The organism is Lysinibacillus sp. SGAir0095, assembly GCF_005491425.1.
In the GTDB taxonomy this organism is placed as follows: domain Bacteria; phylum Bacillota; class Bacilli; order Bacillales_A; family Planococcaceae; genus Ureibacillus.
The window spans coordinates 3,065,365-3,078,042 of record NZ_CP028083.1; the positions used below are offsets into that span (position 1 = coordinate 3,065,365).

Below are 12,678 nucleotides of genomic sequence, written 5' to 3' on the forward strand. Positions count from 1 at the left end.
ACTTATGGGGGGTTTTGATTTTTTGTACACTATTTTATACTTCTTCAGTTATTGAATTTTTATTTTCAACTTTTTTCAATAATTCTTCTAAGTCCGCTTTATATTTCTGATAAATACTTTCATGTCCTAAGGTGTGAAAAATCGTGAATGCCCGGTTACATTTCTCTTTTCCTTGTGGGATGGAATTTTCAACTATATCGAGCATTCCTTCATAATAGATTATTAATGTTTGCTCGAAGAAATCAGAAACTTTCTTATAATATTTTTTGGTTGCATCCAAGACTATTTTCGAATACTGATAGCCCTCGTATTTAAAACTACATTCTAAAAGATTGAAGAATATATAACTTAGCATATTTTTATCCAAGTTTAAGCCTTTATATTTATCTGCACGATTTAATAAGTTCTTTGTCATTAAAAAAGCAGTTTCCGGGGGGAACAAGAGGATAAAATTATTCATAATAGCCAATTCATGATAGCACCACTCGTCCATACTTAATAAGTAATCTGTAATTTCCTTAATATATTCATCTTTAACTTTAGATGAATCCAAGTCGTTCTCTATACAATGGCACAGTATATATAAATGCCTTAAGAAAATATCCCCATTCTTTTTATATTGCTCATTAACTCTGTTTTTAATTTTTGATATTTCTTCCATGTCATTGGCATAGTACAATTCGATTACTCTATTAAATTCATTCATTTTGGATGATTTAGTATAATCGTTTTTTATGTAGAAAAATTCATTATAGGTAACATTACAATATTCTAGAATTTCTGTTAGTTTATCTGAGGAGATACTATTCTTACCAGATTCAATCCGCGCAATATAGGGACGCGTCATGCCAATCGCAGTCGCTAATTCTTGTTGAGTAATTTTTTTATTTGTACGGATATATTTTATAACCTGCCCTATTTCCATTATAAATCCCCCTCACTTTTATGTATAATATAGTTTACATATTAACCTTATTTTAACTCTTTTTAGTACAATTTCATTATATTAAATATCTAAAGAAAGGAATGAAAAACTATGAAAAAGACTTTTAATATCATTAAATTAACAGTAATAGCTACTGCAATTCTTATCTCTACTACTCCAGTAATTAAACCTATGGCTTGGTTAATAGGATACGAGTAATTAGCCATTATTTTTTATTCTATCTTTTATATTTTCCTTATGTTTTCTACCTTTTATCAACCAGTCTGTAATTGTTATTCCTCCTTTTTCTGGAGGATTTTTTTATTACTATAATTTTCCTTACCTTCATTATATATATAACATAAAAACCACGCTATCTAAATGCATAACGTGGTTTTTATGTATATATAACTGTATCTTCCTATCTTTTTGTTGATTAGTATTAGAGTTAAACACTACTAGGTTCAGCTTTACAAAATAGTTCTTCTAAAAGCTCTTTGTTTTTCTCGGCAAATTTTTCGTTATGTGAAGAAACCATCCCATATTGATCGGCTTTTGGGTCGATATACTTCTTCGCGTTATTAACGGCCAGTACTGCATCTTGGAATGTACCGATCAATAAATTTACTTTATCGTCATAAGTAACAATATCGCCAGCACCGAAAATTCCCGGTACAGATGTTTTACACTGTCCCAAGCTAACTAAGTAGTAATCATCTTTACGTATCGGTTTAATATCCTCTGCAAACGTCAATGATACCTCACGATTATAGCCATGACTTATTAGTACATCATCAACCTCTAGTTCATGCGTTTCCCCATTTTGGGAGATGACCACTTTTTCAATCGCCGTTTTACTGTCATTCGAAACGACGGATTTAATTTCCGAATTCAGCATAATTTGAACACCATGCTCTTTTAGTTTATCAACTTGAGATTCATGGGCTGTTAGTTGGTCCTTGCGATAAATAACAACTACTTCTTTCGCGACAAATAAGAGCTCCACTGCCCAGTCAATTGCTCCATTCCCGCCACCTGATACAAGTACCTTTTTATTGCGGAAACGTTCCAACCCTAAAATCGTATAATGTAAGTTCGACATTTCATATTTCTCTGCGCCTTCGATTTCAAGCTTAATAGGACTTAAAATACCTCCACCTACAGCGACAACGATTGTTTTTGAATAATGGACTTCACCCGAATTCGTTGAAATGACAAAAATATTATCTTTCTTTTCGACTTTTTCCACTTTCGTATTTAAACAGATTGTTGGTGAAAATGTGTTCGCTTGGTTGACTAAATTTTTAACAAATAGCTGTGCTTGCATTGGTGGCTGCCCACCTACATCCCACAGTACCTTTTCAGGATAAATATTCACCTTTCCACCCAAAACAGGCTGTACCTCGATAATTTTCGTTTTCATACTACGTAAGCCACTATAAAAAGCACTATATAAACCAGCTGGACCGCCACCAATTATTGTTACGTCATATAACTCCATGTTAACCTCCTGAAATTCCCATCTATCTCAACACCGATAACTATTCTCATTACTTACAATAATATAGATAATGATAATCAATTTCAATAACAATTATGCAAATAAATCAATTCATATGATTATTCGTTGGTTCACCAAATAAAAAAGCTCCTGATAGTTAAGCAGAAATACTCTGCTTACCTAACGGGAGCGACTATTTATTAATTTTGTATACAAAACCATGATCGGTGAACGAGGACTGCAAATACTAAAAATCATTTAATGCAACTGGCGATAAACATGGAAGCATCTTGATTCATGAAAATGCGATTTCCATGATGGAAAGTCTTAATGTCAATCGATTTAAATCCGACTTCGGTTAAAGTTTTATCAAGTTCATCATGCGTAAAGCCGTTATGCACTTTCGGATGATTTATCTGATCGTTCTTGTCGAAATCAATAATGATTAGTTTTCCATCATCATTTAATATGTTGAACAATTCTTGCAAGATTTTTTTAGTGTCCGGAATATGAAGAAGGACTAATGACATTAAAATAATATCTGCCTTAAGTTTAGGAGTTTCTTGAGTAAAATCTGAGAAAAGCACTTTTGAGTTGGTAATTCCTTTATGAGAAATTTTAGCTTTCGCTACCTCCAACATTTGTTCTGATGAATCGACCAATAAAATAGAATCTACTAACGTACATAATTCTAAACTAATTAAACCAGTACCACTCCCATAATCCATCAAGGATTTCGATTTACTATTTTGCAATTCGGATTTTACTTCCTTAACGATCACTTTAGCTAATTCAATTCTTTCTACTGTATCATATCTTTTGGCCATCTGTTCAAAAACGTTATTTTCCATATCCTGCTCCCCTAATCTTTAAAAATGTTACATTGTGGTCATTATAGCAAATGCAAAACCTTAAGGGGCAATTAGACACTTACAAAACCGCCATTAGAAGTTTTTTGGGAGTGAAAAGAACTGATTTATTGTAGAAAATCGACCATTTGCCTATCCATGAATGCCGAAAACCTTTCGAGGCAGCTCACCGCCTTCTCCACCAACCTATTCCTTTTGGAACCCAAGAATAATTTCGTCGACTACTGGTCTTGACTTTCTCGTTATCAAGTCAAACATAACCTCTGTCACAGTTGCTTCGGTTATAACTTCTTCTCTCTGATTTAGAATCTTTTGCTCAAAGACAAAGCTCGTATTCCCCAAACGCAAAGGTATAGTTTTAACGATTAAACGTTCATCTACCTTGGCTTCCTGTTTGTACAGAATCTCTAATTTTAGTACAACAGACTCTATATTTCTTTTGTTTAATTTCTCGAACGATAACCCCGTCTTCTTAAACCAGTCTGTCCTGCCAGCCTGGAGATACTGGAGATAAATCATGTGATTCACATGTCCTAAACTATCAATATCCTCTTCTTTTACTACGATTTCTGTTATTGAGTTCATTTTATCCAAATCTCTCCCTTCGTCAACGATAGTATAAGATACTATGTAAAAAGGATGAAGATTACTTCTTTTTTACTAATTGATACAATAAATTGATTCCTCTCTTTTAGACTTCCAGGAGTTTGTATGGCGTTTTAGTCTAAAAGCGTGCTTCATTCATTTTTTTCGATAGTAAAATAAAACAAAGTCCCATTCCTATTTGATTGTAAAGAATACTTTATATGGAGGATCCTTGCTATATCCTCGATTATTTTTAATCCTAGGCCCTCATTTTTACTTGTAATATCGAATCCAATTCCATTATCTCTAATAGATACGCACTTTTCCTCAACGATTACTTCAAGTTTTTTAGCTTTTGAATGTTTTAAGGCATTTTGGAAGATGTTATCAAATAATCTTTGGAGCCATAGTTCGTTGCTAGTCCAAACCAATTCTTCATCTAACGGACGATATATTAATTCAATAGAATGAATACTATACAAATAATCCCACTTTTTTACCATAGTTTCTAATAAATTACCTATATTTACCTCTTCATTTAAAATATATGAATCCTCAAGTGTATCCGTAGAATGTAAATTAAATTCATTCGTTAAATCAGCAATATAATCTATTTGTTGATATAGTGATTCGAGTATTGGTGTTTGATCATTATATTGACCCTCCAAATAAAATAATTGTAATCTCACAGCGGTTAACGGTGTATTGATATCATGCCTTAATTTATTTAAGAGTTCTTTTTTGATTTCCCTCTGTTGTTTAAGTTCCAATTCTCGATAGGTTGTTCGCTCAATTAATAGATTTACCGACTTAATTAGTTCCGCTATTTCGTCATTGCTTTGAACGTCCAATGTGTTCGGAATCTTTTCGTCACTCGCTAATTTTCGAATGGTTTCATTCAGTATATTTATTTTATTTAATAGTGCATTAATCGACTTTGAAAATAAGAAAGCTAAAATTAATAGTGATAAAATAAATACGACTAGCATCGTAGGATATGCAAAAGATTCATGGAATGGAATACCATTATTCTTCGTTTTAAAAGCAATATTATAGATTATAGACATCAGAACACTAATCGCTAATAGTACTACTGGTACGCTGATAATAGCTGAAAATAATAATAATTGATATTTCTTTTTTAAACTCATTTCTTTATATAGGTATTTAATCTATACCCTTCTCCATATACATTTTGAATAATTTCACCATTTTTATCATTGATCTTTGTTCGTATTTTTTTGATATGTACATTCAAGATATTTTGATTTCGATCTTCCAGTTGCCACAAATAGTCAAAGAAATGTTCTTTCGTTAGAATTCTATCTCTATTTTCATATAAATAGAAAAAAATTTTACGCTCAATTGCCGTGAGCATAACTTCATTATGCAAACTATTACTGAAAACCCTTCTATGGTCAGCATCAATAGATAAGTGTTTGATTTGCGTAAAAGTACCATAATGATTTTCCAGCATTTTCTTCATTCTTAGTAGAAGCTCCCTAGGATCAATAGGCTTTGTCATATAATCCTCTCCAATTGTCAAACCCTGCAGTTTGCTATCCATATCATTTCGGGCAGATAGGAAAATAATTGGAATGTTTAACCCTAGTTTCTTAATATTCTTTGAAATTTGATAGCCATCTTCACCCGGCAGCATTATATCCATTATTACTAGATCCATCTTATGAATAAGATCCAGTATTTCCTTTCCATCAGTTTGCCAGCATACATTGAACGCTTCACGTTGTAAAATTTTTTGCAGTAAATCACCAATCATTAAATCATCTTCAACAATTAAAATATTATATCCTTTCATGACAAAGGCCTTTCTATTATTTCAATTTTTTATTGATAAATTCTATGGAAAGCTTATAAATCTCTTCCGGTTCGTATAAATAAATGCTGTGTGTACCTCTAATTATTTGGACATCCGCTATTTCTAGCTGTTCTGCAAATTCTTTATAATCTTCGTTTTTTTGTTTTGTATATCTAGAGTTTTTATGTTGGTCAGCAATTGCATCTAAAAATAAAATAGGTGTTTCTTTTGGTACCGGAAGATTAATTGATTTTTTACTGTTTTCGTCAGCCCGTAAAAGTTCTTGCTCCATATCATCATTAAAAAATTGTTTATAGGATAATGCTTTATAGATTTCTTTTTCTTCTTCAGATAAAAAAGACTGCCGAGTGACTTCAGGATTGAAAGTAGCAGAAGGAACAAGCCGATGCAAACCAATTTTCGTTAATAAATTCATGCCTCTTACTGTCCATTGATCAATCACGTTCATTTTGTGCGTTACGTATTGTTGAGGTAAACCAATATCCAAAGCAATAATTGCCTTTACTTCACTTGGATATTTTTGAGCCCAGTAGATAGCCTCAATCCCTGATAATGAGTGTGGCATCAATATATACGGCGGTTTATTGCCACTTTGAATTAGCACTTGTCTTGTTTGTTCCAATATTGTATCGATATCTCGATCATCGTCAAAAACATCGCTGAATCCATATCCCGCTCTTTCAACGACGGCAATCTTATTTTCTTTCGAGAACTTGCTATATAGCCCTTTCATTTCATAAACTGGTGCAGCAATTCCAGATCCAGACATAAATACATATGTATCCTCTCCGTCGCCCTCATGATAGACATTCAAATTTTTACTATTAATCTGAACGATTGCTCCCTCACCTTTAAGTAACTTTGATTCCTTACTTAGTTGAACATTATGGTAAATACAAACTGATACTACTACAAGCAAGATAATGGCAATGAACCAAACGATTAATTTCTTTAATATTTCCAAAATCTTTTTCATAGACTGCTCCTTTCAAGTTATATTGAAAGGATATGATAAAAATATAAATTTCTAATTAACTTTTGATCATTATTTTTTCTGTGCTTCAAATCTTTCCTAATTCTAGAGAGCGCCAGATTACTTAATAAAGGAATTCTTCACTGTTCAATAATCCAAAAAAATCAGTCGAAAAAACTATAAGTAAAAAAATGGCTAGTATCACTAATTGAATAGCTGTGAAGATATAATCATTTTTGTTTTCTGCATATCTTTTTTCCATCATTACTCTAACTATTTCAGTTATAAAGATACAAACAAACAAAAGATTATATGTTTCTAAATACCAAATACGGTCAAGAGGATCACGAGTGATATTAATGAAAATACCCATAATCATCATAGCAATAAAAACGATTCTAATTGCCCAATCTATCTTCGTATGTTTTTCATTCACATGGCCATAAGAAAAAAACTTTCTCTTTTCGACATTAAGCCATTTTCGTAAAGCTTTATTAAATAAAAAAAGAAAAAGCCCAAAAATAGATAGCACTACAATTAATTTTAAGAAAATACTCTCCATGAACAATTCACCGCCTATCAATCAATCTTTAATTTTATAACTAATAATATTAATTATTTCAAATGTCCTTCATCTAAACAATACCAATTTCCAAGAAAATGGAACCTTAAAAAGCGCAAATCCATTATATTGGAAATGCGCCATATTATTAAATTGTCCTATGTCTTAGAAACAACTGAATTCCTATTTTAGTTGATGATTGGTGGTACCTCTCTTTTTTTAAAATAATTATTCTTATTTTGTCAGCTCCGGTTATTCTTCTACAGTTATTTTTCTTTGTAGCATTAAAAATAAAAACACTCCTAATAATACAATCAAGCCACCTATAATCTGTAAGGCGATGACGCGTTCTCCCAGAAGAATTATAGCTAAAATTGTTGCCCCAATCGGTTCACCTAATATGCTCATAGAAACGGTTGTTGTGTTTACATAATTCAATAAATAATTATATATTACATGAGCAATCGTAGGGAAAATTGCTAATAACAGAAAAATACCCCATTCTCGTGTATCATAGCCACCAATAGGTATACCTGCCAATAGATTATAGATAGCTAAAGAAATTGCAGCAAAAAAGAACACGCAAAAACTGTAGATCCAATGGGAAATTTTCTTTACATTATTTTGTCCAATTAGCAAATAACCTACAACGGCTATTACACTTAGAAATGATAAAATATCGCCAATGATCACTGACTTACTATTTAAAGCAAAATCGCCCCAACCAACCATAACAACTCCTATCATAGAAATTCCTATAGTCAATAAGGTTAAGACATTCGTTCTTTCTTTAAATAAAAAATATCCTCCTATTAAAGCAATGATTGGTTGTAAAGAAAGTATAATAGTGGAACTAGCTACAGTTGTTAATTTTAAAGATTCAAACCATAATGCGAAATGGAGAGCTAAAAAAACACCAGCTACAAATAAAAACAACCATTCCTTTTTCGTTAGTTTTACAAACTCTTTTCTTTTCATGATTATGATTGGTAATAATAAAATGCATGCTAAAAACATACGGTACATACTTATTACTGTCGATGGTGCCTCCGACCACTTTACAAAGATTGCCGCAAAAGATATAGCTATTATAGAAATTGTTAGTAGTAATCCAACAGGTTTTTTCATGATTGCCTCCAATTAAATATTTATCAATGAATCGATATCTAGTTTAGCTTCTTTACTAAACCATCAATATAGAGACGCTTTATGCCTAACAAGATTCGCTCAACAGAATAGCCCTGATGGATTAGTTGTTCATCCACGTTATTTAATGTTCCTAAGATTGCTTCAACTGTAAAAGGAACATCTAGTTCTGTAACTTCTCCCTTTTCAAGAGCTTCCCACAAAATTTGAGTACATATTTTTCTCATCCATTGGTAAAGAGGTGATTGAATTGGTCGATAATTTGTAGAAGCTCTTGTAACCTCACATACCCAATCCAATCTAGGTTCCAGATAAGCTACAAACTTAATAATAACTTGGTATAGCTTATCTAATGAGGATTGATTCTTGTTTGTATTACTCAAATAATATTGCGTTTCATCTATTAATACCTGACACTCTTCACTGACTATATCCGCACAAATATCGCTAAGATTCCTATATTGTCTATACAAACTTGCCTGGCCGACCTTAGCCGTTTGAGCTATCTGGTGCATATTTACATTTGCAACACCACTTTGAATAAATAGCTCTTTAGCAGCGTTTAACACTTTTCTTTTTGTGATCTCAGTTCTCGGTGTTCTAATTGAAGCAGAACCATGTTTATCAGACAAATATAATTCCTCCTAACCTAAACGGACAAAATGTCCGATCTATGTATATAAAAAAACGGACATTTTGTCCGTTTTTTAAATTTTAGTATTTTAGCACACCCTCGTCAATTCTTTTTGTAAATTATTTATTTTATTCAACTAATTCAATTGTTACCATACGTACTATTCTTGTTACTTTTCTCTTAGAAATTTTAAAATATTAATAGTATCCACTTATTTTTTGTGCAGGACATTTATCTCACAAATGAAATAAAGTCAATATTCACCGGTTCAATACTATCAACCCGGAGCCGTGAGTTAATCTGCCCTCGATGGTAGTGACCATGCAAGGCTACATGAGTTAAAATATCACGTATGGAACTATTGAATTCTTTTCCCTTACTATTTGTATAGGATATTGATTTATCTAAATCTGTTTCTGCTAGATTAGTAAGAAATGCTGAAAAACTCCCTTCATTTTGTCTAACAAGATCCGCACAAACTTCTAAATTGACATCCGACCATATGGGTAGTCGTGAACTGTCCAATCCTTGTATTCTGGTTAGCCATACTTTTTCTGCCAAAAGGATATGGGAAAATAAACGATTCACCTCTTGATTTTCTTCTTCAATACACTGCAATGTCACGAGAATACGTTGGTTAGCCCAATTTAAATGCTCATACATCTTTTGAATCGTTCTCAAGGAGAATCGCACCACCAATCTTTAAAATTTGCCAATTGGGTTTACCACCAACTATTTATTACAGATAACTCCATGTTATTCGAGGGAAACAATAGACTTATATTCAACAAGACTTCCTCGTTCCCATTAAATAGAGTAAATACAAACTCTACTTATTCAAATATATTCAAATCTGTAAAAAATTATATTAATCATATTGAATTGTGTAGATATTTGTCGAAATATATCTATATATAAGTGTGGGGGAAAGCAAATGAAGAAGAAAAATTTACAGTTACGAAGCATTTCACGGAAGTTAATGCTATTAATCACAATGATTATTCTTGCGACAGTAGTAATTATTGGCTCAACAAGTTATTTTGTTGCCAAAAATCAGCTCTTGGATTCAGGTCAAAGAGAATTACAAAGCATTGTGAAGGGGGCTTATTCCTCCCTAGAATTGATTAACGAAGAAGTGGAAACTGGTAAAATCACACTAGAGGAAGGAAAAGAACATGCAAGAATCCTTCTAAATGGACCAGTAAATGAAAATGGAGAGTACGATTATCAAAAGTCCCGTTTTACTTACAAAGAAAATGGATACATTTTAGCTTATGATGAGGATCTGGTTTTACAACTCCACCCTACTAAGGTTGGTGGAGCTCCTGCAGATGAACAAAACAGAAGTAATCGTGAAAAAATAGTTGCAGGCGGCAAGTCCCAAAACGAACCAGATCGATATGTCGTTTATTCAGACAAACAGTCAGATGGTTCTTTTAAAGAGAAAACAGCCTATACAGAATACTTTGAGCCTTGGGGTTGGACGATTGGAATTGCTGTTTTTCAAGATGAATTTTATGAAGGATTAAACATTCTACAATATATCATCCTTGGTGCAACGGTCGTACTCATTATTTTAAGTTCACTTGTGTTTTATTTAAGTATTCGGAAGAAAATAAGTACACTAAAAGAAGTAGCAGAGGCATCTACAAAAATTGCAGATGGCCATATAATTGTTACCACCCTACCGGAATCAAGTGATGAAATTGGACAACTTGGGGCTGCTTTTAATAAAATGTCACAGCAATTACGTACGTTGGTCGAAAAAACTAAAAATACGAGCGAACATTTATTGGATTCAGCATCCAACTTATCAGCTATCTCGGAAGAAACATCTGCTAGCAGTGAAGAAGTTGGTAGAGCAATTACCGAAATTGCTACTGGTACACAAGAACAAGCCCATGATTTGGACAAGATAAACCAAACTGTAGAGCTATTATCAAATTCTATACAAACCATGGAAAAACAAAGTAAAGCTATGTATGACATTACGAAGCATTCAGAAAAGCTCTCATTCGAGGGAATTGAAATAGTTCATCAATTACAACAATCAAATACTGATTCGCTGGCAGCATCACAAGAAGTCAGTCATGAAATTAAAAATTTAAATAGTAAAATCAATCAAATCACACAGGTAATGGAAACAATTGAAACAATCGCAGAACAGACAAATTTACTGGCATTAAATGCGAGTATTGAAGCAGCTAGAGCAGGTGAGTATGGCAGAGGCTTTTCAGTTGTTGCCGATGAAATAAGGAAACTAGCAGAACAGTCCAAAAATGCAACTCACCAAGTACAAGGAGTAGTTTCATCCATTGTTTCAGAAACTACTAAAACAGTTGAAACTGTTGAAGGAACAATGAAAACTGCTAAGAAGCTAAATGATGATGTCGTTCTAACACAAACTAAATTCAATCAGATGTCTGACTCTGTTAAGCAGATAGCAGAATCGATATTAGCAGTTAATAAAGAAATGGACGCAATGTCATCCTATAATAAATTGATGGGTGAAGGAATAAATAGTGCTTCCAGTGTATCCGAACAAACGGCCGCTTCTGTACAGGAAATCGCTTCTTCCATTGATGAGCAAATTAAAGCAATTACTGATGTTGCGAATGCTGCTGAAAAACTAACGGAACTAAATCGCGAATTAAATTCCTTAATGGAGCAGTATACTCTATAAAAGTATTGTTATTCTAAAACTTTTATAAAAGAGAACCCTTTTTACTTAAGGTATTCCAGAGTGTTTGGAACCTTGTGGAAACAAATGCATCGAATCAATGGATTCGGTGCATTTGTTCTTTTTAGAGGCTTCACTCTTCTTTTATCCAGTTTCGAAATGCTCACCATTATAATAATTACTTCTAGATTGGCGATCCGAGAAAATTTCATTTTGCTCGTCATCTTCTTTTTGCCAATATTGAATTCCACCAAGCCTGGAGCCTTTTATATTATTCCAACCGAAGTCTTCATATATCCCTTTGTATTCATTGAGCTTATTATTTGATAAATAATCTTGATAATCCAGTCGCATCACATTTTTGTTGTCGGTTTTTTCGAAAGAGTATGTGCCCAATCCACTAATATTTGTACAGCGATAGCCTTTTTGTAATTGCTCGTTCAGCCATCGCTCTTCCTTTTCAATATCAAAAAACATCTTAAATTTCTTCATTCGATTCACTTCCTTCGTAAAGTGATAATAGGTGCAATAACCTACTTTGTTCCATTTTCAAAATGACGTTTCCTTCCGCAGTTATCCTATATACTTTCCTTCGTCCTGACTCTCCAACTGCTTCAATCCAACCATGCTTATTCAAGTTTTCAATCGCACCGTATAATGTCCCGGCTGCTAAAATAACTGTACCGTTACTTAACTTTTCTATCTCCTGCATTACGGCATAGCCATGGAGTGGCTCACGCAAAGCCAATAAAATATAATGCATGGTTTCAGACAACGGTAATAATTTATGTTTCATATCCTCACCCTCTATTCAGTTCGACTATATAGTTCAACTTAATAATAAGATAATACAGTTCAACTGAATAGTCAATAATATTTTCTAAAATTTGTCAAAGGGATAAAATAACCCTAAATACAAGGAAAAATCAATCTAAAAAGTCGCTTTCCATTCGTGAGGGAAAA

Annotated in this window: 13 protein-coding genes and 1 pseudogene; 1 reads left to right on the forward strand and 13 read right to left on the reverse strand. The window is 32.9% G+C overall.

Going from position 1 to position 12,678, the window contains the following annotated elements; all coding sequences use genetic code 11:
- Positions 1 to 34 precede the first annotated feature (34 nt).
- From C1N55_RS15255 to C1N55_RS15305, 11 genes are all read right to left on the reverse strand, one after another.
- Complete coding sequence (locus tag C1N55_RS15255; protein ID WP_137729602.1) at positions 35 to 925, reverse strand: helix-turn-helix domain-containing protein; 891 nt, start codon at positions 923 to 925, stop codon at positions 35 to 37.
- Between the two features lie 448 nt (positions 926 to 1,373).
- Positions 1,374 to 2,426: an NAD(P)/FAD-dependent oxidoreductase gene (locus C1N55_RS15260; RefSeq protein WP_137729603.1), complete on the reverse strand. Its 1,053-nt coding sequence runs from the start codon at positions 2,424 to 2,426 to the stop codon at positions 1,374 to 1,376.
- 254 nt (positions 2,427 to 2,680) lie between these two features.
- Positions 2,681 to 3,277, reverse strand: a complete 597-nt coding sequence (locus C1N55_RS15265; RefSeq protein ID WP_137729604.1) for a class I SAM-dependent methyltransferase — start codon at positions 3,275 to 3,277, stop codon at positions 2,681 to 2,683.
- 204 nt (positions 3,278 to 3,481) lie between these two features.
- The gene (locus C1N55_RS15270) at positions 3,482 to 3,880 is read right to left on the reverse strand and encodes an acyl-CoA thioesterase (protein ID WP_168193874.1); all 399 of its coding nucleotides are present in this window, start codon (positions 3,878 to 3,880) and stop codon (positions 3,482 to 3,484) included.
- A gap of 152 nt (positions 3,881 to 4,032) precedes the next feature.
- Positions 4,033 to 5,031: a sensor histidine kinase gene (locus C1N55_RS15275; protein WP_137729606.1), complete on the reverse strand. Its 999-nt coding sequence runs from the start codon at positions 5,029 to 5,031 to the stop codon at positions 4,033 to 4,035.
- Complete coding sequence (locus C1N55_RS15280; RefSeq protein ID WP_137729607.1) at positions 5,028 to 5,699, reverse strand: response regulator transcription factor; 672 nt, start codon at positions 5,697 to 5,699, stop codon at positions 5,028 to 5,030. Before C1N55_RS15280 ends, C1N55_RS15275 begins: the two co-directional genes overlap by 4 nt.
- 16 nt (positions 5,700 to 5,715) lie before the next feature.
- The gene (locus C1N55_RS15285) at positions 5,716 to 6,696 is read right to left on the reverse strand and encodes an alpha/beta hydrolase (protein ID WP_137729608.1); all 981 of its coding nucleotides are present in this window, start codon (positions 6,694 to 6,696) and stop codon (positions 5,716 to 5,718) included.
- Between the two features lie 121 nt (positions 6,697 to 6,817).
- On the reverse strand, positions 6,818 to 7,255 hold the full coding sequence (locus tag C1N55_RS15290; RefSeq protein WP_137729609.1) for a DUF4181 domain-containing protein: 438 nt from the start codon (positions 7,253 to 7,255) through the stop codon (positions 6,818 to 6,820).
- Between the two features lie 252 nt (positions 7,256 to 7,507).
- Entirely contained in the window at positions 7,508 to 8,383 is an 876-nt protein-coding gene (locus C1N55_RS15295) for a DMT family transporter (RefSeq protein WP_137729610.1), read from the reverse strand.
- Positions 8,384 to 8,421: 38 nt separating this feature from the next.
- Complete coding sequence (locus C1N55_RS15300) at positions 8,422 to 9,033, reverse strand: TetR/AcrR family transcriptional regulator (RefSeq protein ID WP_137729611.1); 612 nt, start codon at positions 9,031 to 9,033, stop codon at positions 8,422 to 8,424.
- 233 nt (positions 9,034 to 9,266) lie between these two features.
- Entirely contained in the window at positions 9,267 to 9,716 is a 450-nt protein-coding gene (locus C1N55_RS15305; RefSeq protein WP_137729612.1) for a DinB family protein, read from the reverse strand.
- 253 nt (positions 9,717 to 9,969) lie between these two features.
- Between C1N55_RS15305 and C1N55_RS15310 the strand changes: the two genes are divergently transcribed.
- Positions 9,970 to 11,718 carry a methyl-accepting chemotaxis protein gene (locus tag C1N55_RS15310; protein ID WP_137729613.1) on the forward strand — a complete coding sequence of 583 codons (1,749 nt, stop codon included), beginning with the start codon at positions 9,970 to 9,972 and terminating at the stop codon, positions 11,716 to 11,718.
- A 168-nt stretch (positions 11,719 to 11,886) separates the two neighbouring features.
- On the opposite strand, the pseudogene C1N55_RS15315 reads toward C1N55_RS15310, so the two are convergent.
- Together C1N55_RS15315 and C1N55_RS15320 are read right to left on the reverse strand one after the other, a co-directional pair.
- Positions 11,887 to 12,207 (reverse strand): annotated as a pseudogene (locus tag C1N55_RS15315) (DUF2812 domain-containing protein); the annotation flags it as partial.
- Positions 12,194 to 12,511: a PadR family transcriptional regulator gene (locus C1N55_RS15320; protein WP_137729614.1), complete on the reverse strand. Its 318-nt coding sequence runs from the start codon at positions 12,509 to 12,511 to the stop codon at positions 12,194 to 12,196. The pseudogene C1N55_RS15315 and the gene C1N55_RS15320, both read right to left, overlap by 14 nt.
- Between the last annotated feature and the right edge of the window lie 167 nt (positions 12,512 to 12,678).

Bases quoted from the DNA above. Each gene is read 5' to 3' on its own strand.
- C1N55_RS15270 (WP_168193874.1), bottom strand. From the start codon at position 3,880: ATGAACTCAATAACAGAAATCGTAGTAAAAGAAGAGGATATTGATAGT.
- C1N55_RS15320 (WP_137729614.1), bottom strand. From the start codon at position 12,511: ATGAAACATAAATTATTACCGTTGTCTGAAACCATGCATTATATTTTA.
- C1N55_RS15265 (WP_137729604.1), bottom strand. From the start codon at position 3,277: ATGGAAAATAACGTTTTTGAACAGATGGCCAAAAGATATGATACAGTA.
- C1N55_RS15310 (WP_137729613.1), top strand. From the start codon at position 9,970: ATGAAGAAGAAAAATTTACAGTTACGAAGCATTTCACGGAAGTTAATG.
- C1N55_RS15290 (WP_137729609.1), bottom strand. From the start codon at position 7,255: ATGGAGAGTATTTTCTTAAAATTAATTGTAGTGCTATCTATTTTTGGG.
- C1N55_RS15275 (WP_137729606.1), bottom strand. From the start codon at position 5,031: ATGAGTTTAAAAAAGAAATATCAATTATTATTATTTTCAGCTATTATC.
- C1N55_RS15285 (WP_137729608.1), bottom strand. From the start codon at position 6,696: ATGAAAAAGATTTTGGAAATATTAAAGAAATTAATCGTTTGGTTCATT.
- C1N55_RS15280 (WP_137729607.1), bottom strand. From the start codon at position 5,699: ATGAAAGGATATAATATTTTAATTGTTGAAGATGATTTAATGATTGGT.
- C1N55_RS15255 (WP_137729602.1), bottom strand. From the start codon at position 925: ATGGAAATAGGGCAGGTTATAAAATATATCCGTACAAATAAAAAAATT.
- C1N55_RS15295 (WP_137729610.1), bottom strand. From the start codon at position 8,383: ATGAAAAAACCTGTTGGATTACTACTAACAATTTCTATAATAGCTATA.
- C1N55_RS15260 (WP_137729603.1), bottom strand. From the start codon at position 2,426: ATGGAGTTATATGACGTAACAATAATTGGTGGCGGTCCAGCTGGTTTA.